15 protein-coding genes and 1 tRNA gene are annotated in these 24,644 nt (G+C 60.8%); 5 read left to right on the forward strand and 11 right to left on the reverse strand.

Going from position 1 to position 24,644, the window contains the following annotated elements; all coding sequences use genetic code 11:
- Window positions 1–39: 39 nt before the first annotated feature.
- Window positions 40–2,721, reverse strand: coding sequence for an ATP-dependent chaperone ClpB (clpB, locus tag CRI94_RS16800; RefSeq protein WP_098078947.1), 2,682 nt, complete (start codon window positions 2,719–2,721; stop codon window positions 40–42).
- Window positions 2,722–3,131: 410 nt separating this feature from the next.
- Here clpB and CRI94_RS16805 point away from each other — a divergent pair, with 410 nt between their 5' ends.
- Window positions 3,132–3,788, forward strand: a complete 657-nt coding sequence (locus CRI94_RS16805) for a phasin family protein (RefSeq protein ID WP_098078952.1) — start codon at window positions 3,132–3,134, stop codon at window positions 3,786–3,788.
- 216 nt (window positions 3,789–4,004) lie between these two features.
- On the opposite strand, the gene CRI94_RS16810 is transcribed toward CRI94_RS16805, so the two are convergent.
- The 5 genes from CRI94_RS16810 to CRI94_RS16830 form a co-directional block, all read right to left on the reverse strand.
- Window positions 4,005–5,891 carry an ABC transporter ATP-binding protein gene (locus CRI94_RS16810; protein ID WP_098078954.1) on the reverse strand — a complete coding sequence of 629 codons (1,887 nt, stop codon included), beginning with the start codon at window positions 5,889–5,891 and terminating at the stop codon, window positions 4,005–4,007.
- A 191-nt stretch (window positions 5,892–6,082) separates the two neighbouring features.
- Window positions 6,083–6,841, reverse strand: a complete 759-nt coding sequence (locus CRI94_RS16815) for an ABC transporter ATP-binding protein (RefSeq protein WP_098078956.1) — start codon at window positions 6,839–6,841, stop codon at window positions 6,083–6,085.
- 52 nt (window positions 6,842–6,893) lie between these two features.
- Window positions 6,894–8,261, reverse strand: a complete 1,368-nt coding sequence (locus CRI94_RS16820; protein ID WP_098078960.1) for an efflux RND transporter periplasmic adaptor subunit — start codon at window positions 8,259–8,261, stop codon at window positions 6,894–6,896.
- A gap of 63 nt (window positions 8,262–8,324) precedes the next feature.
- Complete coding sequence (locus CRI94_RS16825; protein ID WP_179862379.1) at window positions 8,325–9,680, reverse strand: TolC family protein; 1,356 nt, start codon at window positions 9,678–9,680, stop codon at window positions 8,325–8,327.
- Between the two features lie 662 nt (window positions 9,681–10,342).
- A tRNA-Ser gene (locus CRI94_RS16830) sits at window positions 10,343–10,432 on the reverse strand.
- Between the two features lie 463 nt (window positions 10,433–10,895).
- Here CRI94_RS16830 and CRI94_RS16835 point away from each other — a divergent pair.
- Window positions 10,896–11,558, forward strand: coding sequence for a DUF6064 family protein (locus CRI94_RS16835; protein ID WP_143815467.1), 663 nt, complete (start codon window positions 10,896–10,898; stop codon window positions 11,556–11,558).
- A 300-nt stretch (window positions 11,559–11,858) separates the two neighbouring features.
- Window positions 11,859–13,625 (forward strand): T9SS type A sorting domain-containing protein, encoded by a 1,767-nt coding sequence (locus tag CRI94_RS16840; protein WP_098078973.1) that lies wholly within the window; start codon window positions 11,859–11,861, stop codon window positions 13,623–13,625.
- A gap of 169 nt (window positions 13,626–13,794) precedes the next feature.
- Here CRI94_RS16840 and CRI94_RS16845 read toward each other — a convergent pair whose 3' ends face one another.
- The 4 genes from CRI94_RS16845 to CRI94_RS16860 form a co-directional block, all read right to left on the reverse strand.
- Window positions 13,795–14,388 (reverse strand): hypothetical protein, encoded by a 594-nt coding sequence (locus tag CRI94_RS16845; RefSeq protein ID WP_098078977.1) that lies wholly within the window; start codon window positions 14,386–14,388, stop codon window positions 13,795–13,797.
- A gap of 10 nt (window positions 14,389–14,398) precedes the next feature.
- Window positions 14,399–14,944, reverse strand: coding sequence for an ATP-binding protein (locus tag CRI94_RS16850; RefSeq protein ID WP_098078981.1), 546 nt, complete (start codon window positions 14,942–14,944; stop codon window positions 14,399–14,401).
- Between the two features lie 81 nt (window positions 14,945–15,025).
- Window positions 15,026–17,059, reverse strand: a complete 2,034-nt coding sequence (locus CRI94_RS16855) for a tetratricopeptide repeat protein (protein WP_098078984.1) — start codon at window positions 17,057–17,059, stop codon at window positions 15,026–15,028.
- Window positions 17,060–17,232: 173 nt separating this feature from the next.
- On the reverse strand, window positions 17,233–18,333 hold the full coding sequence (locus CRI94_RS16860) for a DUF4440 domain-containing protein (RefSeq protein ID WP_179862380.1): 1,101 nt from the start codon (window positions 18,331–18,333) through the stop codon (window positions 17,233–17,235).
- A gap of 507 nt (window positions 18,334–18,840) precedes the next feature.
- Here CRI94_RS16860 and CRI94_RS16865 point away from each other — a divergent pair.
- Window positions 18,841–21,243, forward strand: coding sequence for a choice-of-anchor B family protein (locus CRI94_RS16865; protein ID WP_098078993.1), 2,403 nt, complete (start codon window positions 18,841–18,843; stop codon window positions 21,241–21,243).
- Window positions 21,244–21,530: 287 nt separating this feature from the next.
- Entirely contained in the window at window positions 21,531–21,995 is a 465-nt protein-coding gene (locus CRI94_RS16870; protein ID WP_098078997.1) for a MamS/MamX family magnetosome protein, read from the forward strand.
- Window positions 21,996–22,015: 20 nt separating this feature from the next.
- Here the strand turns inward: CRI94_RS16870 and CRI94_RS16875 are convergent, their stop codons facing one another.
- Window positions 22,016–24,214: a heavy metal translocating P-type ATPase gene (locus CRI94_RS16875; protein ID WP_342751899.1), complete on the reverse strand. Its 2,199-nt coding sequence runs from the start codon at window positions 24,212–24,214 to the stop codon at window positions 22,016–22,018.
- Window positions 24,215–24,644: the final 430 nt, after the last annotated feature.

The following is a 24,644-nucleotide window of genomic DNA, read 5'->3' on the forward strand; positions in this document are numbered from 1 at the left end:
CCCTCTCCTGGTTTGCTGAGTCTGATGGGGTCGTGTGTGCTACATGCTGACCGCGCCGTCGCCTGCCGGTTCTGCTGTTTCGGCGGCCTCCCCGGTCCCATCCGCTCCGGTCCGGACGGCCTCGAACGTGAGGTGATTTTGTTCGGGGGCAAGATCAATCCGGACGGTGTCGCCATCTTCAACAGAACCGCCGAGTAGCTCCTTGGAAAGCTGGTTCGAGACCTGTCGCTGCATCACGCGCTTGAGCGGGCGAGCGCCGAACGCCGGATCGAACCCGCGATCGGCAAGCCAATCTTTCGCTGCGTCGGACAACTGCAGCTGCAGGTTGTGGCTCTTCTTTGCAATGCCCGCGATGCGGTTGAACTGCAGCTCCACGATCTCGCGAATGTGCGACCGTCCGAGCGACCGGAAGGTGACGACTTCGTCGATCCGGTTCAGGAATTCCGGACGCAGCCGCTGACGAAGCATCTTCAGCAGCTTCTCCTCGAGCTCCTGACGCTCCAGATCCGAGAGATAGCCTCCGTCGACACTGTCCATCTTCTCCGTAATCACCTCCGATCCCATGTTGGAGGTCATGATGATGATGGTGTTGGTGAAGTCGACGGTGCGCCCCTGGTTGTCGGTCAGACGTCCATCATCGAGAACCTGCAGCAGCACGTTGAAAATCTCCGGGTGCGCCTTCTCGATTTCGTCGAGGAGCACGACGGAGTACGGCTTACGACGCACGGCTTCCGTGAGCTGCCCGCCTTCCTCGTAGCCGACGTAGCCGGGAGCCGCACCGATGAGACGGCTGGCCGTGTGCTTCTCCTGGTACTCGCTCATGTCGATGCGAACCATCGCGTCCTCATCGTTGAAGAGGAACGCTGCCAGCGTCTTCGCCAGCTCGGTCTTACCAACCCCCGTGGTACCGAGGAACAGGAACGAGCCGATCGGACGGTTTTCCTCCTGTAGCCCCGTTCGCCCACGGCGCACAGCATCCGAGACAACCTCAATGGCTTCCGGCTGACCGATGACGCGCTTCGACAGCTCCTCTTCCATGCGAACGAGTTTCTGCCGCTCGCTCTCGAGCATCTTCGACACGGGAATTCCCGTCCAGTTGGAGACGATCTCGGCGATGTCTTCGCCATCGACCTCCTCTTTCAGTAGCGCACCGTCCTGCTGCACCTCTTGCAGCTTCTCGTTTGCCTCCTCGGCCTGCTTCTCAAGGTCGGGAATCTCGCCGTAGCGAATTTCGGCCACGCGATCGTATTTTCCCTCGCGTTCCAGATTCTCCGCCTCGACGCGCAGCTCGTCGATCTTCTCCTTCGCCTGGCGGGCGGTTTGAATCAGATCCTTTTCCTCTTTCCAGCGGGTCTTCAGCGCATCCCGCTCGTCCTCCAGGCTCGCGATCTGGTGGTTAATGTTCTCCAGCTTCTCCTCGTCCTCGTCCCGCTTGATCGCTTCGCGTTCGATCTCAAGCTGGCGAATCTCACGGTCGAGCTGGTCGAGGTCGGCCGGCATGGAGTCGATTTCAATGCGCAGGCGCGCGGCCGCCTCATCGATCAGGTCGATCGCCTTATCGGGGAGCTGGCGATCCGTGATGTAGCGGTTCGACAAATCGGCCGCGCTGATGATGGCGCTGTCCTGAATGCGCACGCCGTGGTGCACCTCGTAGCGCTCCTTCAGGCCGCGTAGGATCGAGATGGTGTCGTCGACCGACGGTTCGTCCACGACAACCTTCTGGAAGCGCCGTTCGAGTGCGCGGTCGTCCTCGATGTACTTGTACTCATCGAGCGTCGTCGCGCCGATGGCACGGAGCTCTCCACGAGCCAGCGCCGGCTTCAAAATATTTGCCGCGTCCATCGCGCCTTCAGCCGCCCCAGCACCAATCAGTGTGTGCAGCTCATCAATGAACAGAATGAGTTCGCCATCCGATTCCGAGACCTCCTTCACCACGGCCTTCAGCCGATCCTCGAATTCGCCCCGGTACTTTGCACCCGCGACGAGAGCCCCCATATCGAGTGCCACGATGCGCTTCGACTTCATGCTTTCCGGCACGTCCCCCTGCACGATGCGCGTCGCGATGCCTTCGGCAATCGCCGTCTTACCGACTCCGGCCTCACCAACCAGCACCGGGTTGTTCTTCGTGCGACGCGAGAGAATCTGCAGCACGCGACGAATCTCCTGGTCGCGCCCGATCACCGGATCGATCTTCCCCCGGCGGGCGAGATCATTGAGGTCGCGAGCAAACCGGTCCAGCGCTTCGTAGCGACTTTCCGCGTGCGGGTCATCCGCACTTTGTCCGCCCCTGACGTCTTCGAGGACATCACGCACCTTATCCTTCGACGCTCCCTGATCGCGCAGCGCCTGCCCGACCTCGCCCTTGCTTTCCACGAGGCCGATCAGCAGGTGCTCCGTTGAGACGTACTCATCATTCATCAAGTCCGCCTCCGCCCGCGCACGATCGAACACCTTCTTGAGCTCGTCGCCAAGATATTGCCCCGAGACGCTCGCCCCGGTCACCTTCGGCAATTTGTCGAGAGCGGAATCGGTCCGCTGCCGGAGCGTGTCGACCGACGCACCGAGCCGGCGAAGAATGGACGTCGTGATTCCTTCCGTGTCACTCAGAAAGGCCTTGAGCACGTGCGCCGGCTCCACACCCTGATGGTTGTTCGAGGCGGCAATCTCCATAGCGGATTGCACAGCCTCCTGGGCTTTAACCGTAAACTTCTGCAGGTTCATGTTTAGTAGGTACCTATTTCTGAAAGTCGGGCGGCGAGCAAGCGTCGATCGATCGCAGCAAGCGTCGACCACTCGGTCACCGTTTTCTGGTGCGAAAGCGATGCCACAGCCATAAACACTGACAAACTGGCACACCACAATGCGAAAACGGACCCCATTGAGGTCGTCTCAAGGGAACAAGACTGAACCAAACATTAAATTTATGCCTTTGACACGATGCGTCAACCAATTCCGGAACCCATGACGCGATGCGTTATTTAATAAAGCGACGATCACGGAATCTGCGACGGCAGAGAGGTTTGCTGCCGTACTCTGGCGTCACCGAATCGTGCCCCGGCGGATTCGACCCCGTCGGCCGTGCACATGCCCGTACGCACACGCCCTCTCGAATTGACGAGTGGAGGACCCTTATGAGCACCAACGACACTTCTGTAGAAAAGAAAAAGAACGACCTGTCCAACCTGCCGACGGAACTGACGGAGCGGGGACGGGAAATCTGGCTGGCCGGCCTCGGCGCGCTGTCTCGCGTGGAAGAGGAAGGCGACAAGGTGTTCAAATCCTTGGTTGAGCGCGGACGCGACTATGAAGGTAAGCGCCGCAAACAGCTCGACGACGCCGCCCACAGCCTCAAGGAGCGTCAGGATGCACTGACGAGCGATGTCAGCAAGCGAATCGACGACGCGACGAAGACCGTCGAGGACGTGGTCAATCGCACAGTGAACAGCACCCTCGGCCGAATCGGCGTCCCGACGCGCCATGAAGTGAAGGGCCTGTCCGACAAGGTCGGCGACCTCTCTCGCAAGCTGGACGCTCTCGGCTCCATGCTCGCGACGCAGGTGCAGGATGCCGAAGGCGAGGTTGTCTACCACGTCTCTCCGCACGAGGAGGGCTGGGCCGTCATCCGCGAGGGCGCCGAGCGCGCGACCAAGCTCTTCGGCACGAAGAAGGAAGCCGTTAGCGCCGGTCGCGATATCGCGAAGAGGCACATCCCAAGCCAGCTCGTCGTCCACAAGCAGGACCGCTCGGTCCAGGAAAGCTTCTCCTACGCGGAAGAAGACGACGAATAACTGCGTCGACATCTCCTACCGTGATCCATTTCGGTAGACGATAGAAAAAGCCCGCTTCCGGTCATGGAAGCGGGCTTTTTCTGTTCAATGTTCAGGGTTCAGAGTTCAAAGTTGACCACCGTCGCACGGCCGTGCGACGGTGGTTTCCTACTTTGACACGTCCACATTTTCAAACGTTCACACTTCCACACTTTCACACTTCCACACCTCCTCACCTCACTGCCTTTCTCGGAGGGACTCGACGGCGTCTTCGCGGCTGCCGTTGCGGAACTGGAGCGCTGCTAAGTCACGATACAGGCCGTCCTGGGCGAATAGCTCTTCGTGCGTTCCTCGTTGCACGATGCGTCCGTGATCGAAAACCAAAATTCGGTCGGCGTCCTGAACGGTGGAGAGACGGTGGGCAATGATAAGGGTTGTTCGCCCCTCCATCAGCCGATCCAGCGCCTCCTGAACGAGTGCCTCTGACGCGGAGTCGAGGGACGAGGTAGCTTCGTCCAGCAGAAGGATCCGAGCGTCGCGGAGAAGTGCCCGTGCAATCGCGATGCGCTGGCGTTGCCCGCCAGAGAGTTTCACGCCACGCTCCCCAACCTCCGCCTCGTATCCGTCGGGCAGCGACGCGATGAACTCGTGCGCATTCGCCGCTCGAGCCGCATCTCGAACCTCCTCGTCCGTTGCCTCAAGCCGGCCATAGCGAATGTTTTCGGCGATTGTCGAGTTGAACAACTGCACATCCTGCGAGACCGACGCCACCTGCGAACGCACCGACTGAATCGTCACGTCGCGGAGGTCTTGCCCGTCGATCATCACGCGCCCCTCCTGCGGATCGTAAAACCGCGGAATGAGACTCATCGCCGTCGACTTCCCCGCCCCGCTCGGCCCGACGAACGCTACGGTTTCGCCCGCGGCCACCTCCATGTTGATGTCCCGTAGCACGGGCTCCTCCTCGTAGGCGAACGTGACGTGGTCGAACGTGATGTCGCCGCGAAGGTCCGTCAGAGGTACGGCATCCGACGCGTCCTGAATCTCCGGCTCCGTGTCCAGCAGTTCGAACAGGCGCTCCGTTGCCCCGGCCGCCGAGTTGAATGTGGAGTAGAGCCGTGACATCCCGCCAACGCTCCTGGCAATATTGAATGCATAGAAGATGAACGCGACCAGATCGCCCGTCGTGAGTCGACCGGCGAGCACCTCCGTTCCGCCGTACCAGAAAATGGCCGTAAGCGCCGAGAAAAACAGGAGTCCGACCACAGAGGAGAAAGTCGCAGACACCAGGACGCGCACACGCGACTCCTCGAACAGGTCGTCCACAGCACGATTGTACCGGTCGACCTCGTAGCCTGACCGGGCGAACGACTTGACGAGACGAACGGACGATAGCGCCTCCTCCGCGATGGCCGTCGTGTCCGCGAGCCGGTCCTGGATGTTGCGCGCGAGCGACCGAATCTTTCGACCAAAGTAGATCGCTGCGATCGTCACCACGGGAACGATGACGAAAATGATGACGCTCAGACGCCAGTTGAGCACGACCATCAGGACGACCGACCCGATGAGCGACAGTGACTGCGTCAGCAGGTCCGCGAGCGCCTGCGTCACGGCGCTCCGCACGGAGCCGACGTCGTTCGTGAGGCGGGACGTCAGGTCGCCGGTACGGTGGTCGCTGAAGAAGCGGAGCGTGAGCCGATGGAGATGCCGGTAGATGCGCTGCCTCAGATCGGCAACGACGCGCTCGCCGGTCCACTCCAGCAAATAGTTACCGCTGAAGGAGACGACGGCCTGGATCAGAAAGAGAACGACCAGTCCTAGCGTGAGGCGATCGAGCATCGCCCGGTTCGCATCCTCGAAGACTGCATTCAGCAGTTCGCGGAGCCCGAGCGGAACGACGAGAGCGACCAGAGATCCCGCCGAGAGCAGGATCAGTGCGCCGAAGAGGCGGCCCCAGTATGGCCGGCTGAGCAGAAATATCCGCCGGAGGGCCGTCCACAGTTTCTTCGGTGAACGACGCGATTCGGCCCCCCCATCCGGGGAGGAGCTTTCTTCAGCCGACGCTTTCAACGGCTGTTCTTCTGTATCCGTCGCTTCGTGTTTGGACGAGCGGTCGCGGGCCATGGACGATACGTGTGCGAGGTGAGCACCCTGCTAGCGTTGACAGGGAAAAGACGCCTGACCTTTCCCTACGCATCGGATGACCGTGCAGGTTCTCTACACGACCGTGCAAAACCCGTAATTATCGCGCGAATGCGCATGCGGACGCCGTGATAAAGAGATGTACTCGAAGCCCGTTCGCCGCCCATCTTATGTCAGTCGACGACAGCATCCGCCAGTGCGGGCGACGTCACCGCGACATCTTGCTCAAGCTTCCCGTCGCGGAGGCGGAGAATCCGGCGGGCGTGATGGGCGATGTCCTCCTCGTGGGTGACGACGAGAAGCGTGTTGCCCTGTCGGTAGAGCGACTCAAACAGCATCATAATCTCGTCGCCTGTTTCTGTGTCGAGATTTCCCGTCGGCTCATCCGCGAGGATGATCGAGGGCCGATTGACCAGGGCCCGGGCCGTAGCGACCCGCTGACGCTGTCCACCCGAGAGTTCATTCGGGCGATGATCCATGCGGTCGCCCAGCCCCACCTTCCGCAGCGCTTCGGCGGCACGCTCGCGGCGCTCCGAACGTGACATGCCGGCGTAGATCAGCGGCAACTCCGCGTTGCGGAGGCAGTCAACACGCGGCAACAAGTTAAACGTCTGGAAAACGAAGCCGATCTCCCGATTCCGGATTTCCGCCAATTCGTCGTCGGTATAATGACTGACATCCTGACCGTTCAGAAAATACTGGCCGCTCGTTGGCGTGTCGAGGCAGCCGAGCATGTTCATCAGTGTCGACTTGCCCGACCCCGATGGTCCCATGATGGCGATGTACTCGCCGCGCTCTACGGAAAGCGTGATGCCGTCGAGGGCCCAGACGACCTCAGATCCCATCTGATAGCGCTTTTTGAGGTCGTTGACCTGAATCAGCGGCCTCTCTGCGCTGGGCGTGGTTGCTGCGTCGGTTCGCGTCGCTTCCATCGGTTCGAGTCGAGATACGTTTCGTAGAGAAGAGCGGTCCGTCGTGCGCCGGTTAGTCGTTCGATGCAATCTCCATACTTGAGCCGTCCTCCGACTTGTCACGGATCCGGACGCGGTCCCCTTCGGAGAGTTCGCGACTCACGGCACTATATGGACCAATGATCACGTTTTCGCCCCCCTCGAGACCCGCAACCACAGCCACGTGCGTATCGTCCGAGATGCTGGTCTCGACCTCAACCATTCGTGCCGTATCGGCCTCGGCAACGAAGACCACGCGCCGCAGATCTTCTTTGCGGTCGAGGCCTTCCGGTTCATCAGAACCGCCGTCCAACGCGTTGAAGTCGCGCACGGTCACCGCCTGAATCGGGACGGACACGACATCCGCCATCGTCTGCGTGAAGATGTCGACGGTTCCGCTCATACCCGGTCGGAGGTTCGGCGGTGCATCCGGCCCCGTTGGCACCTCCTGACGCGTTACGCCGCTGCCGTTTGAAGCGACCTGGCCCGCGTCGACGTTGTGCGCGTCCAAGACGCGAACCTTCACCGGGAAGTTCGTCACCTGATCCTGCGTTCCCTCCCCGCTAACGCGAGCGGAGTTCGCTATTTCCGTGACCGCACCTCGAAAGCGGCGGTCGGGATAGGCGTCAATCTCGATTGCTGCCGTATCCTGCAGTGCCACGTTGACGACATCGTTCTCATTGACGTCGACCTCGAGCTCCATCTGGTCGAGGCGAGCGATATTCATAATTTCGGTTCCCTGCATCTGCGACGTTCCCACGACGCGCTCCCCGGCTTCCACGTTGAGCTTACTTACGGTGCCATCCATCGGCGCGTAGATGCGCGTTTTCTCCAGCTGCTCGCGGGAATCCTGCAGCCGTGCTTCGGCGCTTTCGACCTGGTAGCGTGCGGCTTCCAAGCGAGCGACCGACTGGTGATAGGTCGACTGCGCCGTTTCAAAGTCGGCGTCCGACACCACGCCCTTGTCGTACAGCTTCTCCTGACGCTCGAACTGCTGTCGCGCCTGCAGCGAATCGGCCCGGCGCTCCGAGAGCGTCGCCCGTGCCTGCGAGACCTCAGCCCGTGCACGCTCGACCTCTGCGACGTAATTGTCCGGGCGGAGACGCGTCAATAGCTGGCCCTTCTTGACCTGATCCCCCTCGCGCACCGTCAGCTCCACGATCTCTCCCGATACATCCGGGCTGATCGTCACTTCGGTCTCCGGCTGAGCTCGACCGAAGGCCGTCACGACCTGCGTGATCGTGCGATGCTCGGCTTCAGCGACCTCCACGGGTCTTCCTTCCTCCCCGTTTCCAAGAAAACCGGTGGACCACGCCGTGACGCCAGCAGCGAGGCCGACGACGAGAAGACCACCCACGATATAAAGGATGCGACGCGTGCGACTGGATGATGACGTAGCCATGAGTCAGAGCAGAGAGATCAGAAAAAAGCGGAGCGGGCCGAACGAAACCGCTATAACGCTACACTAAAATAGCGACTCGTTCGGGTTGAGGCTGCCCACGTAGTAGGCAATAAGTTTCTTCTGGAACACGTAGTTGTATCGAGCGCGGATGCGCTGGCTCGCCGCCTGCACAAAATTTCGGTTCGCGTTCGTCAGCTCGACGATATCGGCCGCGCCCAGGTTGTACCGTTCTTGAGCGGCTTCTCGGGCCTGACGGGCCGCTCGCAATTGCTTCTCCGTGACATCGAGTTGCTTGACGGCCGTCTGGTAGTTCAGGTACGCCTCTCGAACTTCGAGGGCGATGTCGAGCCTGGTATCTTCGAGGTCGTATTGGGCGTTCAGCTTTTGAACCTGTGCATTCTCAACCTGCTGCTCCCGGCGCAGTCCATCGAAGAGGTTGTACCGGAAGCTGATACCAACATTTCCACCACGGCGGCGGTCGAGAATATCGAAGAACGAAAAGGTCTCGATCACCTGACCGTTCGGCCCCACAAGTTCTGTGGCCGTGCTGGACCAGTTCGATCCGTACCCAGCGCTGAGCGACACCGTCGGGAGGTACGAGGAACGGGCAGACGTCACTTCTCTCTCGGCGGCACGTACGCTAGCAGCGTTGGCCCGCAGGTCTGAGCGTTGATTGTACGCCTGCTGCATGAGAGCATCGAGCTGGTACGGCGTTTCTGGTTCGACGTCTTCCTCAAGTTCAGGCGCCTGAAAGTCATACGCCGTCATCGGATCGAGGCGGAGAACCTGAATGAGGCGTGATTCCGCAAGCTGAACGTCTCGCTCCGCCGTCAGGACAGCCGATTCTGCTTCCGCAACCGCAGCTTGCTGCTCGTAGAGTGCCGAGATGGGTCGAGAACCCGCATCTACAAACTCTTCGATCTGCCGCAACTGCTGGCGGCGCGCTTCGAGCTCCTCCTTCTGTACGACGAGAATTTCGCGTTGCTCGAGGAGGCTGATGTAGTTGTTCATGACGCGAAACACAACGTCCTGCCGGCTTCGCTCAAGCGAGAGGTCAGCCGACGTGGACTGATACTCCGCACTGCGCATGGACGACCAGTTCTGCACGCCGAGTCCCTGAAATGTGAGGCTCGCGTTGCCGTCGATGGAAAAGAAGTCGGTAGACTCATTGACGATTCGGCCCTCCTCCTGCGAGAAGCTCCGACCGAAATTCCGAGAGAGTCGGGACGTGACATCAGCCGACGGCATCCAGTCCAGCCGCTCCGCCCACATATTGGTTTCTGCACGGCGCGCTTCGGCAGACGCCCGTTTCAAATTCGTGTTTTGATCCAAAGCGATGTTGACCGCCTGATCGAAGGAAATAACCGTTGAGTCCGCGCCCGTCGTTTGAGCCACAGCAGGCCCGGCGGGTGCAACCATAGCCGTCAGGATGCAGACAAGAACGGCTGCGATCAAGCTTCGAACTGGGGAAACCGCGCGGGCGGCGTTCCCGGACGCCGGAGGAAAGAGTCTCGCCATCATAGAGGAGCGTACGTCGTCAATCAGAAGGATAAGAGCGAAGGATGAACGAGGCGCGAGGCGGCGGGCCGGACCAGGGCACCGAGCGAGGAACGTGGCTATTGCGTAGGACAACAGCGTCCCTCCCATGAGCGTCGGGGGTAACACGAGAGGCAGAGGTCGACTGTTACAGCCCCCGTGGAATTTGTTATGATCGTGTGCCGCCGGGCCAGAACGGAAGGTCTCGTTCGGGAGATTTACACGATCCCTGTCCGTCCAGGTGCCGTTTCACGGATCCGTTCGTGGTACGCGAGCCGCCGTTTATGACAAACGGTTTTGATATTTCGCAGCGTCTCGGGTGGTGCCTATGGTAGGACAGCGAGCGGACTGTTCACCAGCAGAAGTCCCATGGAAAGACGATTCGCCTTTCTTTTCACAAATACCGCGTCTTTACACGCCACATCCCCTCGGAGCAGCTACGAGACGTTCGCGATGGTGCGCGCAGACATTCGCCTCCACCGATCAAACAGAAACGTGGATAGGGCGAGAGCCGGATGGACAGGTGTCCGGCAACACGAGAGATGCGGAGGGGGAGGGATTCGAACCCCCGAGACCCGCGAAGGGCCTGCCGGTTTTCAAGACCGGTGCATTCAACCAGGCTCTGCCACCCCTCCATGTGCAGCGACGCTGCAGGATGGCGGTCTCGATCGGCCCTCAGGCACCGGAAGCGGCGGTTTCGGGGCGAATGGGGAGGAATTTCGGCTCCCCGGGATCGAGATTGGATGTCTTTGACGCGACGTCGCAATGCAAAAAGTCGCGCTTCTCATCGAGCTCTTTTGGCTCGGTGCATCGTACAATACTTTACGAGGTGAATCAAGGTCCGTAGTCCGTGGTCGATGAACCGAGGATCTGCTCCTCTTCACAGAGTTTCCGACGATGCTAAGCGACCGACCAACCGTGCGTCGCCGCCCTGTCTCTACTTCGTGATCCTGTCGTTCTGATGAAGCGTTCGTTGTGCGGATGTCAAACCCGGCCGTGGCTGGTCCACAAGGCGTCGTGCGAATGAGCCAGATACGGTTGGAGAGCGATGACACGATTGTGTACGGTGCAGTCATCAGAACAGACTGCGACGCCGAAATGAATCTGCCATTTACGGAAGAACAGTTTTTCGCTGTTTTCAGCGACTACAATGAGGCCATCGGGTGGGTCCCGGTCGTTGCCTACGCACTCGGCCTGCTCGCGGTCGCCCTCGCTGTTCGGGGTACACTGCGAGGAACCCGCGTAATTTCGGCGATCCTAACACTCTTCTGGGGCTGGATGGGCGCGGTCTACCATCTGGAGTTCTTCATCGAGATCAACCCGCTCGCCGTCGCATTCGGTGTCGCATTCCTCTTGCAGAGCGCGATCTTCCTCCACGCCAGCATCCGCTCCCAACCCATTCCTCGCTTCACAGCGCGAGCAGACATGCGTGGCGGACTCGGCGTCGTTCTGATGCTGTACGCAATGGTGGTGTATCCTATCGTCGGCATCATCCTCGGGCGAAGTTATCCGGCCGTCCCCCTCTTCGGTGTGGCGCCGTGCCCGACCACCATCTTCACACTGGGCCTTTTCCTCTGGTCCCGTGGACCGCTGTCAGCTCGCCTCTGGATGATTCCCGTCGTGTGGGCCCTCGTCGGAACGACGGCGGCATGGACGCTCGGCGTCTGGGAAGACCTCGGCCTCCTCGTCGCAACTCTGCTGACGGTGCCCGCACTCATTCACAGTTCCCGACATCGAAAACGGGACATGCCGTTGACCTAAACGGGTCGCAGCGAACCAAGGACGGCAGATTGCCCACAAGGTCGTCGGAGGTTTCGCACGAGCACGCAGACGGATGCGCGATGCTCTGACGGGGATTGACTCCGACGGCGCCATGCTTGATGTCCCGTAGTGACGGCAATTTTCGCCCTCGTTCATATTCTGGGTTATTGAAATGATTCTTTGTGCATTTCCTCCACTTCTGGTTCAGCATTCCGTCCTCACTTCTTCACTGAACGCCACGCCGTTATATCCCGAACGACACACGTCACTACACTTCTGCTCGTCCTCCTCATCGGAGGTTTGACACGTCCTGCGGCTGCACAGGTCACCGAAGTAACGACGCAGGATCTGCTCAACCTCGTCGGCACGAGTGACATCGCGCAGGTCTTCGAAACAGGCGAGCTTGATTCCAGCACAAATGTTGACCTGAACGATCTTCTAAATGCCACAGGGGCAAACCAGGTATATGATATTCGGCCGTTCACTTTTTCGCTAACAGGTGAAGGACTGATTCGCTACCGCACGGTTACGGAAGCTCAGGCACTTGGCTGGCCCGGCTCCAACGACAGCTACTTTTCGCAAGCGTCGGATGCATTCGCACTCGACCTGCGCGACACCAATGGGGACGTCGTCGGCAGCGTCTACTCCTACCACACGATCGAAACCTCCGGCGCAACGGAAGGCGACAACAGCTACGGCAGCTCATTCGAAACGTCGAGCGGATCTTTTACCTTGAAATACGATCCTCCGCTCCTGCAGTACAAGACGCCGCTCGTGTTCTCCCCAACGCCCACAACATGGAGCAGCTCATCGACCGAGGAATCTTTCGCCACGACGAGCAGCATCACAGTGGACGGTGAAGTCGAAGGCTACGGAACGATCCGTACGCCAGCTGGCGACTTCGAGGTGATGCGCGTCCGACGCGAGACGACACAGTCTGGGTTCACGTCAACGGACTACGAGTTCATTTCTCCAGATGCCGGATTTACGGTGGCTACGATCGAAGGAGACGGCTTCGGAAGCTACACCGTCACGCTCACAGCCATCTCGGATAATTTCGCCGAGACGAGCATCGCCTCGAACCAGACGGGGGCCATCCTCGACAGCGATCGGCTCGCGATCTCATTCTCCTCTGGAAGTAGCACAGACGGACAGATCGCGCTCGCAACGTACAATCGCCGGCCGTACAACGACGACTTCGACGGTAGCTCCGCGACATCCGGCGACGGTACGAGCATCACGCCAGATGTTCTATTCGACGATCAGTATTACCTCGTATATGATGTCGACGACACGCTAAGTGGCTTTACGGCGGAGGTCTGCTTCGACGCAAGCACCGTCCCGGGCGTCTCGGACATTCAGAAGCTCGTCCTTCTGACGCGCGACTTCCCGAATGAAGCGTGGTCTCCGCTCAACACCACGGTGAATGGGTCAGCCGTATGCGCGTCGGTCTCCGACTTCTCACAGTTTGCGCTAGGATCGAATACCACGTACAACGCGCTTCCGGTGGAGCTATCCGCCTTCGACGTGGTCGCGGATAACGGGACCGCGCTCCTGACCTGGTCAACGCTCTCCGAGCAGGCCAACGACGGCTTCCACATCGAGCACCGGACGGACAAACGCGCAGGCTGGTCGCGGATTGGTTTTGTGGATGGCGTGGGTACGACCGATCAGGCGCAAAGCTACCGCTTCCGCACGGACGCGTTGACGCCGGGCGTCCACCACTTCCGCCTCGTCCAGGTCGACCTGGACGGCACCTCGACGCTCACCTCGGAGCGAACCCTCCGAATCCGTCCGTCAGACGCCGTGATGCTGATCTCGCCTGCACCGAACCCGGCCGCATCTAATGCACGGATCGGTCTCGTGCTTCGCGAATCGGCCGATGTAACCGTCGAGGTGTTCGACGTGCTGGGTCGCCGACAGGCGTTGCTCCACGACGGGCTGCTCTCTGCCGGTCCCGAGCACAGCTTCCGGGTTGACGTGTCGACATGGGCCAGCGGAACGTACCTCGTCCGTGTGACGGGCGCCGGCTCACCGACCGCGACGCGACTTACGGTGGTTCGCTAGACTGAACCCCCATTCTTTCCACCCAATCGCCCCGTTCGGCTCTCGGCTGAACGGGGCGAGCTCATTAGGGGCAATGTGACCTTCCTCGTCCGGCATTACCGTGGCCCGATCGCGGGCCGGGTCTGTGCATCACGACTCCCGGAATCGTCCGCCGGACCGAATCGGCCTCTCAGCCAGGGTGACGTGACGCCTCCAAGCAAAAATCCGCTGGCGACGGTGATAAGACCAAAGACGGAGAAGGCCTGCAAAGCAGGTGGTTGAAGTCGCTGCGTGCATCGTAATCCATAATGTGAAGCATCCAGAGCCCGTCGAACCAGCGCCAGGTGTTGTTTCGACGTGCCTCGACACGTGCCCGGTCGGCCGAAACGTAGATGCGCGTGTCGCTCGGGTGGTCGAACACGACACGGTACGCCGGCAGCGTGACACCACGATATTCGCTTCCCTCCGGTGCCGTATCGAGCCGGTCCACGCGCCGAACGGGGACATCAGGTGTAAAATCTGCCCGAGCAAGGCGGACGGCCTCCTTTTCCGCAAGCGGCTGGCGCAACCCGCCCGTTCGGGCATCGGCAATGGCCACGTGCGTTTCATTTCCCGCGTAATAGGTCACTTCGTAGATCGGCTCGTCGAACAGCGAGCGGAGTTCAAGCGAATGGAGATCGACCTCACCGTGACGCTCGGACAGGGCACTAACGACGGCCCTGGGCGACGACAGGGAGTCATCGGCGAAAGAAAGAGGGACCAACTCAGAGACCAGGTCACGCACTGGCGACCTATCAGTTTTCATCCACGCGCATCACTGGGCCACCCGGCGGTTGCGGCGGATCGAGAGGCTCAGTCGCAGACGGCCCGCTCGACGGCATGCCTTCTGGAACGGATGGCATCCACCCCATGGATGTGTCCGGCGGCAGAGCATCGGTCCATTTAGGACACTCGTTTCGCGAGCCCCGGACCAGGCAGCACTGAATCTGAACCTTATGCTCGGTTGACCGACCGATCGCACTCCGTGCCGTCACCATACCTTTTCCGTTTTGCTCACGGACGGCAATCGACCGCTGGCTGCGCGTTCCGGGCGTTCCTCTCGGGTCATCCTGCACGGTCACGTCAACCCACAAATTCCCTTTCGAAGCCACGGTTAGCGTACCGGCTGGACGGATGTTAAAGAGATCCTGATTCGCATGATTTTGGATCTGGTAGCGGCACGTTCCTCCGTCGTCGTACACACGGATGAGGTAGCGGTCCGAGCGGTTCTGACCGGCAGCCTCCAGTGGAAGGAGGAGGAATGATGCAAGCACGAGGAGGGCAATACGACCGTACAACATGAGGTTCAGGTAATGTAGAAAGTGGAATGGAGAGAGCCGGAAAGAGGTCGTCAGCTACCGTAATCCGGAGGATGCACTCGATCAATTGTTGGGCGATCCGGTACTGCGCACATCGTTTTTCTGAAGACGATCGACAACCCGGGGGTCGCGACGCAAATCGTCGAGGAACGGCGAGTAGGCAAGCTGTATCCAGCCGTAGTTGCGGTCAAGGGCTGACTGGATCCAGTCCCACGCCGTTTCGCGCTCGTCTAGCGACTCGTACAGTGCTCCGATGCTGAATGACATCACGACATCCGTGCTCTCCTTCTCGACGACAGATTCGAGGCGGCGAAGCCACACGCGGGCGCTATCCGTGTGTGCCAAGCGCTGGTAGTACTGCGACAAGCTCGCGAGCACCCACGGATCGCGGTCGCGCACGGACAACTGCTCCTGAGCGAGATCAATCGCCCGTCGATACGAGTCCGGAGCCCGATCCGCCAGATGGTCGCTCCATACCTGCGCATCGGCGAGAGCCCCGGCGAGACCGTAATCCTTCGGATGCTGGCCGAGCGCCCGGTCGTAGAGTCGAGCCGCATCATTGAAGCGCCCGACATAGAAATATGCCGTGGCCAGGTTGGGGACGGCGGACGCGCGTGTAGAGTCGAGTTCGACAAGGTGTTCGAACGACGAGATCGCCTGCTCGAGCTTTTGCATCTGCCAGTAGGTAACGGCGATGTTGTTGAGCAACGTCGGATTGGCCGAGGCCAGACGGAGGCCCCGCGTGTACTGCACGACGGCATCGGAATACCGGCCCTGGCTGTAGTAGAAGGCACCGAGCACGTTGTAATTCTTCCAGTACTCTGGCTGCCTCGCGATCGCCTCACGATACGTCAACTCCGCCCGCTCGATTTTCCCCTGACGCCGATATACTGTCGCTAGATGGCGGTACGGATCCGATGCTCTGGGGTCGAGCGAAATGGCCCGCTCAAAGGCTTCGATGGCTGCGTCCTCGTGGCGCTGATCGCTTCTCAAGATACCGAGGGTGGTCCATGCCGGACCGAGGGTGGAATCAATCGACAACGCCCTCTGACTCTGCCAGATCGCGGCGTTCACCCACTTCACGTCGCTCGTGCGCTTGTACTTTTGCCAGTAGGCTTCGCCTAAACCGGCTGCAGCGAGTGCAAACGTCGAGTCAATCGCAACGGCCTGGAGAAACCGGTCGATGGCCGAATCGATCTCCCGAACGGACGTGGCCCCGCGCAGCAGACCGCGCCCCTCCACGTAGAGTCTTCCGGCGTCGGGATCTTGCGTGCGCCCTTGATGCACCAGCGATGCCTGTCGGACCGCGACGTGAACGTCCAGCATCCGAGCGAGATGGTGCGTTGCTTCGTCCTGTAGGTCGATGACCCGACCCTCCGCAACGTCGATCTGCCGGGACTGCATCTGCCGCCCCGAACGCGCATCGATCAGGTTGAGTGTCAGCCGCACACGTTCCTCCGCGAACTGCATGCTGCCGCTGACAACGAGGGACACCCCGAACTGCTGCCGGGCCGTACTGGGCGTCATGGTTCCAGTAATTTCCGCAGACGGAACGACCCAGAGCGCTTCGTCAAACTGGCTGAACTGCGTGACAGCGCTTGTCAATGTTTCCATCAATCCGGCTGCGAGCACATCGGCATCGGGCTCTGTCGCGCTGACGACGCGAAACGGAAGCACGGCGATATGCCGAGGGCGTGCCGCATCAACCGTCGAAAGAGAAAACAAACCGGCTCCGAGCGCGATCGCCATCACGATACCAACCGTAGCCACTTCCCAGGAGGCCAGGCGACCCAGCAATGATGACTCGTCGCCAACCGCCTCCTCAACGTTGGAAACAGCACCCTCGTCTTCGTCCCCGTCGTCCCGGAGGATGCCTATGGTCGTCCATTCGTACGCCCATGCCAGTACGCAGGCGACTGGAAAGCCCGCTATGAGTGCGATGAGCATCGCGCGCATCACCCAGTCGGGCCAGCCGAAGGCGGGTATGACGATCGACGCCACCTGGACCAGGAGCCACCCGGACACGGCGTATCCGGCGGCGACCTTTACGACGCTTCGACGCTGTAACTCACCCAGAAATTGAGACGGAAACGGCATGGACTTCGGGTGCCGAAATAGGGGGGCTACGCAATTTAGGGAACGCCCTGACTGCGACTAAGGACCAAAAGGCGTGGTCGAGCGAGCCTCTCACCTGGTGCTCGCTCAACCGAAACGAAACCGGATATTCCCACCATCATGCAATCCGGTCTCGTGAATCGTCTACCACGTATTTACTTCTCGTCGGATACTGTCGCGGTGGGTTTGGACGCTTCGAGCCCTGAGTTCCAGACTTCACGATCGATCTGCCACTGACCGTTCACATTTCGCCAGACGGCCATGTAGCGTCCCTCCTCCACGACCTCCTCACCCGCGTACACTTTGCTCTCACCCATCTCGACGGCCTGGTCTCCGAACGCTCGGATCTCAGCGGTCTCGAGTTCGATTCGATCCATCCCCGTTAACCCAGCCGCATACATTTCTCGAACCCCATCACGTCCGCGAACAAGTGGTCGATTGGGCGGCGCGACAACAGCGTTCTCGGTGTACATTTCGCTCAGCTGGTCAACATTTTTCGCCGCCATGGCGTCCTCGAATTGTCGGTTCACCTTCTGAATCTCCGCCTTCACGATGTTGGTCTTGCTGATCTCAAAGTCCGCATCGCGCTCAAGAGCCATTTTGAATTGCTGAATGGCTTCATCGTACCGGTCGGTGGTGAGATACAACTCCCCGAGTGAATCGTATGGGTTGGGCTCGTCGGGAGCCGCCTCGACGTACGACTTCAGCGCTTGCTCTGCCGCGTCATAATTCCCGGCCTCGAGCTCGATATAGCCGAGCATGTTGTAGGCGGGCGCAAACTCCGGCTTCATTTCCAGAATGTGCTGCGTCGTCGCGCGAGCCGCCTCATACTCTTTCCTTCGATACTCCTGCCACCCGACGTGGAGCGATGCGTAGACATCGTCCGGATACGTCTCGGCCGCCTTCTTAGCGAGTTCGTACTCCTTTTCGTGGTTACCGTCCAGGTGAGCTCCGTACGATTGAATGATCAACTGCTCGCCCTCGGTCACAGCGTCCAGCCGCTGTTCTGCTTGCTCGAAATGCTTCTTCCGTTTCTCTCCATCGAGCAAGGAGGCTAAATAAAGATGAGCGAGAGCAAAATCGGCGTCTTCCTCAAGGGCGACCTTAAATCGATCGATCGCCTTTTCCTGGTGGACATTGGCTGCATGCTCGCGGCCCTCCTCAAACGCCTCCCGGGCTGCGTCGGATGTCGTCGTGATCGTGATTTCCTGACCGTAAACCAGCGAGGTCGGAAGGAGAAGGACAAGTAGTAACACTAAAAATCGATATGCCATGGGTCTACCTGACTGAAGATGCAAATACGAGATAACGTAGACACCGACCGGCCTCATATTGACGTAGCCGGACGCCGCGATACACCCGCCAAAGAGGCGAACACGTCGATCCCTCGAACCCACGAAAAGTGTCGGCCTGCCTCACCCACACCTTGATTTAAAGACGATGTCGCAAATCTACCGCACAGCCGTCGCACCGGTGGCTCCGTACGTACATATTCTGCCATGCGTCTGCGCACGATAGGAAGAACCCCTCTCGACATGACGGATATACGGCGCACATGTGGGTATGCCGACGGCTACTCTATTTCCCCAAAGGAATATCCAATCAGGGGAATACATCGATCATCGATTTCCGAACATCCTAGCACACGTCTCTCGACCGGAATCTAAACGGAGTCTGATATCCGACGCGTCTGGTTGTGGAAGTGCAATACGATTCGGATTATATACCGTCCAGAGACATTTCCTTCACGAGCCGCTGCCCGTATGCCTCGTCTTTCACGTCTCCTCCCCTGCTTGCTTTTTCTCGCGGGGCTTCTGCCTCTTTCCGCTTCCGCGCAGACCGCCGCGTTGACGTCACCCTCGTCGTCGGGCGCCGGTGGTTTTGGTCATGCTCTGGCTATGTCCGGTGACGTCCTGTTTGCCGGTGAAGCCCGAAGCATTCACGCTCCCGGCCGCGTGTTGGTATACCGATGGACGGGCGACGCCTGGGAACAACATGCCGAACTGACGGCCGCGGAGGCCGAGGTGGGTGATGGCTTCGGTGAGGCTCTCGCCGTGGATGGCGATCGGCTGGTTGTCGGTGCGTCCTCGTCCAACGCGGCTTATGTGTTCGACCGCGAAGGCGAAACATGGACACAGACAGCCCGCCTCACGCCTCCGGACGAGGCGGTAGCGGGTCCAAAAAAACGGGCATTCGCTACGTCCGTCGCCGTGGATGGCAGCACGGTTGCCGTCAACGTCACCGACCCGCCTTTTACGTTCGATCCCGGCAAGGGCGCCGTCGTTGTTTTCGAAGAGGGACGTGACGGCTGGTCTCCCGGTGAGGTGGTCGCTCCGGCCGAGCGTGTAGATGGCGATGGCTTCGGCGACGCGATCGGGTTGCAAAAAGACGAACTATTCGTCAGTGCTCCCAGCGCGAACGGCAATGCCGGACACGTCCTCCGCTTCGTTCGCACGGACGACGGCTGGCAAGAGACAGAGACCTTCACCGGTATGAACGGTCAGTTTGGCACCGCCCTCCACCTGGACGGGGACGAACTCCTGATCGGAGTACCGGGCGCGATGAATCGCGTGGGAGCGGTCCAGATCGCTCGTCGCAGCCAGGATACGTGGGCACTTCAGGATACTCTAACGGCCGGCGATGAATCGCAAAACGGTCGCTTTGGCCAGTCCCTCGCTCGCACGAACAACTTCACGTGGGTCGGCGCACCGGGCACAGAGAAGAATACGGGTGCCGTCTACCGCTTCCCACGCGAGGGCGGTCGTTCGGCCGAACGCCTCGTGCACCCGGCCAGCACGCCCGGAGACCGGCTCGGTGGCGCCCTTGTCGGACATGGCGACCGGATCGTTGCTGCCCAACCTGGACAGAACTACGGCGCACGCATGACCGGATCCAGCTCGATCACAGCCTTCAACGCTAGCACCAACACGTGGTCAGACACGCCGATTTCCGCCCCGAGCCGAGACATCTTCACGGCTGTCACCGGCGAAAAGACGACGTGCTCCGGCGGGAAAGCGTCTCTCTTTGACTGCAAGGAGGTGGATCTGCTCTCCTTCCTGCCGGTGGACGCCATCAGCGACACGCCCGGTGTACGCGTGAATGACGTCTGGGGCTGGACCGACCCGGAGACGGATCGGGACTACGCCGTCGTCGGCCGCGTCAACGGGACCTCGTTCGTGGACGTGACCGACCCGATGCGCCCCGTCTATGTCGGCGAACTCCCCATGACCGAAGGCACGGAGGCGAAAATCTGGCGCGACGTCAAGGTCTACGAGAACCATGCGTTTATCGTCGCAGATAACGTCGGCAAACACGGGATGCAGATCTTTGATCTCACGCAGCTCCGGGACGTCGCGGAAGAGGAGCAGCCGAAAACGTTCGAGGCGACCACTATTTACGACGGCGTTCACAGCGCGCACAACGTGTTCATCAACGAGGACACCGGTTTCGCCTACGTCGTAGGGTCGAACGGCGGCGGTCAAACGTGCGGCGGGGGCCTCCACATGGTCGACGTGCGCGAGCCGACGAAGCCCTCGTTCGCGGGCTGCTACACCGACGTGGGTACCGGCATGACGGGCACCGGCACGACCCACGACACGCAGTGCGTCGTGTACCGTGGCCCCGATGAGCGCTATCAGGGCAACGAGATTTGCTTCGCGTCGAACGAGACCGCGGTGAGCATCGCCGATGTCACCGACAAGTCGAACCCGAAGAACCTGTCGCGCGCAGAGCATCCACGCAGCGCCTACATCCACCAAGGCTGGCTGACGGAGGATCAGCGCTACCTCTTCGTCAACGACGAGCTCGACGAGATGAGCGGTATCACCGACCGGACCCGTACGATGGTGTGGGACGTGAGCCGCCTCGACGATCCGCAGCTCGTGACGGAGTTCTTCCTGTCCGTCCCGGCCTCCGACCACAATCTCTACATTCGTGGCAACACGATGTATCAGGCGAACTACTCCAGCGGCCTCCGTGTGGTGGACGTTTCTGACCCGACGAAGCCTCGCGAAATTGGCTACTTCGACACGCTTCCGTTCGGGAAAGATGCTCCCGTATTCGAAGGCGCCTTCAGCAACTACCCGTTCTTCGAAAGCGGAATTGTCGTTGTCACGAGCATGCAGGAAGGTCTCTTCATTCTGAAAAAAGCCGACCCCGAGATGTAGCGTCTGGATGCCGTCGAAATATCGGCCCTGTAACCCGAGTGCTTTCCTACACGGGCCCGCCCTTGCCTTCCGTCACTCATACGGAGGACGGGCGGGTCTTCTCGGTTCGACCCGAAGCGATGGATGTGGTGAAGCGATCCGCGAGCCACGGGGCGGAATACCCGGACCCTTGCCCCAAACAAAGGATGACATTCATCTCCGAGGATCCCGGTACCGTCACGCGCAACCAGGTTGTATGCTAAACCCGACCGCACGTCCTTCCTGACGACGCACGCCGGACTCGAACCATGAATATCGCACGCTGGCGCCAGGTGATAGCAATCGCAGGCACCCTTCTCATTTTCAGCACGCTGGGGGCAGAAAGCCTTCAGGCGCAGAACAGGCAGAACCGCTGGGTTGCAGACAGCACGTATGCTCGCCTGTATGACCCGGCGACCCTCGACACGCTGCATGGCACCATCGCACGGATCGACCGCATCGCTTCTCCCGGTCGTAGAGCCACGACCGGCATCCACATCGAGTTGGACACGGGTGCGGAGACGCTCCCGGTGCATCTCGGGCCGGCCTTTTTCGTCGAGGATCCAGAGCAGCCGCTTCGGGTCGGAGACGAGATCAAGGTGACCGGCTCGCGCGTCACATTTCAGGGAGAGGCGGCCCTGATCGCCACCCAGATGAGGCACGGCGACCGATTCCTGCAGCTCCGGACGGCCGACGGACGGCCGATGTGGCGCGGACGGCGTGGGCCGCGCTGACCCTGACGGCGAGCCTGCCCTTACTCCCGAAAAGCCAGAAGCCGGAGTCCGTTCAGGGAAACGACCACGGTGGAACCCTCATGACCGACGACGGCCAGCGGCAACGCGATCCCGGCCGTGAGGATCGTGGCGATCATGACGATGATGGCCGCGAACGCAATCGACAGGTTGACGCGAAGGGTGCGCCGGGTGGCGTGGCTCAGCGAAAGAGCGTACGGGAGCTTGGTCAGATCATCGCCCATTAACACCAGGTCGGCAGTCTCAAGGGCGACATCGGTCCCTGCGCCTCCCATCGCCACACCGACGGTCGCCGTGGCCAGAGCAGGTGCGTCGTTCACGCCGTCGCCCACCATGGCCACAGACCCGTAGCGAGCCACGAGCTGGCGCACTCGGTCGACCTTCTGCTCCGGCAAGAGCTCGGCGTACACCTCATCCACTCCGACAGCCTCCCCGATGCGGCGGGCAACGGTGGCGTGGTCCCCCGTGAGCATGACGATATGTTCGACGCCCTGAGCCCGAAGGGCCTCCACGGTGCGACGCGCCTCGTCACGAACGACATCGGCGTAGGCGATCCATCCAATCACCTGCACACCCGCATCCGTCTCGGCAGCGACCAGCACGCTGGTCTTTCCATCCTCCTGCCATTCCCGCACGGCCTTCAGCCCCTCGTCCAGGCCTGTGATCGTCCCACCGTCGCGACTTTCGAAGTACGCTGGATTGCCGATGTGAACTGTGCGACCCGCGACATCAGCACGAACGCCTTTCCCGACACTCGCGTGGAAGCGGGCGGCCGGAGGAAGGTCGAGTCCCCTCGTCTCGGCTGCGGCCACGGTGGCCCGCGCGAGGTGATGCTCCGAGCGTGACTGTACTGCCGCAGCGAGAGTGAGCAGGCGCGTCTCCGTCAGTTCCTCCGTGCCGAGCGTCGATCCGGGTCGAACTTCGAGATCCGTGAGTTCGGTATCGCCCTTCGTGAGGGTACCGGTCTTATCGAACGCGACCGCACGCACCGACGCTGCCGCTTCGACGTGGGCACCACCTTTAAAAAGAACGCCGCGCCGTGCACCTGCCGCGATGGCCGACAACACGGCCGCCGGCGTCGAAATCACCACTGCGCACGGTGACGCGGCCACCATCAGCGTCATCGCACGATACAGAGCGGTCCCCGTAGACTCGCCGACGAGCAACCCGACCACGGCGGCGGTGACCGTCAAGCCGAGAACGCCCAGAACGTACGGTTGCTCGAGCCGGTCGATCAGCCGCTGCGTCTGGGCCTTCTGCCCCTGCGCGTGCTCGACCATGCTGATAAGTCGTGCGATGGCCGACTCCGTCGCTCGACGCGTCACACGCACGTCGAGGCTGCCGTCCTCGTTGATCGTTCCGCCGTATACGTCGTCCCCAGCGGACTTGTGAACCGGCACAGACTCCCCGGTCAGTGCCGACTGGTCGACGGCGCTCTCTCCAGCTGTCACCGTTCCGTCGAGGGGTACGCGGTCACCCGGCCGCACAACGAACACGTCGCCCACGTCGACCTCCTCGATCGGAAGCGTCACTTCCGTACCATTCCGGCGGACCTGCGCCTCCTCGGGCCGGAGCGTCATGAGGGCTTCGATCGCCCGCCGCGATCGGCCGATGGCGTAATGCTGAAGGACGTTCGACAGAGAGAACAGGAAGAGCAACATCGCCCCTTCGAAGGGCGCCCCGATGGCAAGGGCCCCCACCGCAGCAAGGATCATGAGCAGGTCAATGTCGACGGCCCGATGGCGGAGCGTCTCCAGCCCGGCCACAAGACCGTACCACCCGCCGAAGACGTACGACACCGCATAGCTGATCCAGCGCACGGTCGTGGGCAGGTCGAGCCAGCCGGCAACCAGTCCACCCACCATGCCGGCAAGTGACAACGCCACGAACACCGACTCCCGCCGAAGCTGAACCCGATCGACCGGAGCCTCCTTCGCGTCGCCGGTGTCATCCGACATCGGAAGGGCCGCCGACTCGCCGAGCGAGTGAACCGTTCGAACGAGATCTTCGGGTGAGGTGACGCCTTCGTCGTACGTCACGCGCAGGATACCACTTCGAAACGACGCCTGCGCCTCCTGAATGCCGGGCACCGACCGAAGCCGATTTTCGAGGTTGAGAGCGCACGTCTCACAACTCCGTCCGCCCCGCCGTTCCAGACGCATCGTGCAGGCTGACATCGGTTGGTGGATGGCCGCGGCCATTTCGCGCACGAGCCGCTCGGCTTCCCGATCGGAAAGGCGCGTCCGGTCGTAGTCGAGAGCAAGGCGACCGCGCGTCGTATCGAGTTCGACCCTGATGAGGCCTTCCGCGTCTTGAGCCGTCGCGTCGATGGCCTCTGCACAGGTCACTTCCGGTAGGTCAGGCGATGTTGATGACATCGAAGACATACAACTTGGCGTTCAATGGTCGACTCTCCGCGAAAAACGAGTGCCGTACGAAAAACGATTGCCGCGATACGAGGGCGCATCGTCGATCTGGAAGAGGAAACGCGCCCCGAAGCGAATAGCTCCTATTGTGACACCCACGGAGCTGTAGTACAACATCAATCGTGCCCAAACCGCAGACGGCCTGCCCCCGAATGAATCGGAGGCGGGCCGCGGCGTGTCTGGGTTTTCGTTTCGAAGCGGCGTC

The organism is Longibacter salinarum (assembly GCF_002554795.1).
Classification (GTDB): domain Bacteria; phylum Bacteroidota; class Rhodothermia; order Rhodothermales; family Salinibacteraceae; genus Longibacter; species Longibacter salinarum.

Coding starts and splice junctions, on each gene's coding strand:
- CRI94_RS16850 (WP_098078981.1), bottom strand. CDS start 14,944: ATGTTGTACGGTCGTATTGCCCTCCTCGTGCTTGCATCATTCCTCCTC.
- CRI94_RS16820 (WP_098078960.1), bottom strand. CDS start 8,261: ATGGCTACGTCATCATCCAGTCGCACGCGTCGCATCCTTTATATCGTG.
- CRI94_RS16810 (WP_098078954.1), bottom strand. CDS start 5,891: ATGGCCCGCGACCGCTCGTCCAAACACGAAGCGACGGATACAGAAGAA.
- CRI94_RS16875 (WP_342751899.1), bottom strand. CDS start 24,214: ATGGCCGCGGCCATCCACCAACCGATGTCAGCCTGCACGATGCGTCTG.
- CRI94_RS16805 (WP_098078952.1), top strand. CDS start 3,132: ATGAGCACCAACGACACTTCTGTAGAAAAGAAAAAGAACGACCTGTCC.
- CRI94_RS16855 (WP_098078984.1), bottom strand. CDS start 17,059: ATGCCGTTTCCGTCTCAATTTCTGGGTGAGTTACAGCGTCGAAGCGTC.
- CRI94_RS16870 (WP_098078997.1), top strand. CDS start 21,531: ATGAATATCGCACGCTGGCGCCAGGTGATAGCAATCGCAGGCACCCTT.
- clpB (WP_098078947.1), bottom strand. CDS start 2,721: ATGAACCTGCAGAAGTTTACGGTTAAAGCCCAGGAGGCTGTGCAATCC.
- CRI94_RS16815 (WP_098078956.1), bottom strand. CDS start 6,841: ATGGAAGCGACGCGAACCGACGCAGCAACCACGCCCAGCGCAGAGAGG.
- CRI94_RS16825 (WP_179862379.1), bottom strand. CDS start 9,680: ATGGTTGCACCCGCCGGGCCTGCTGTGGCTCAAACGACGGGCGCGGAC.
- CRI94_RS16835 (WP_143815467.1), top strand. CDS start 10,896: ATGAATCTGCCATTTACGGAAGAACAGTTTTTCGCTGTTTTCAGCGAC.
- CRI94_RS16865 (WP_098078993.1), top strand. CDS start 18,841: ATGCCTCGTCTTTCACGTCTCCTCCCCTGCTTGCTTTTTCTCGCGGGG.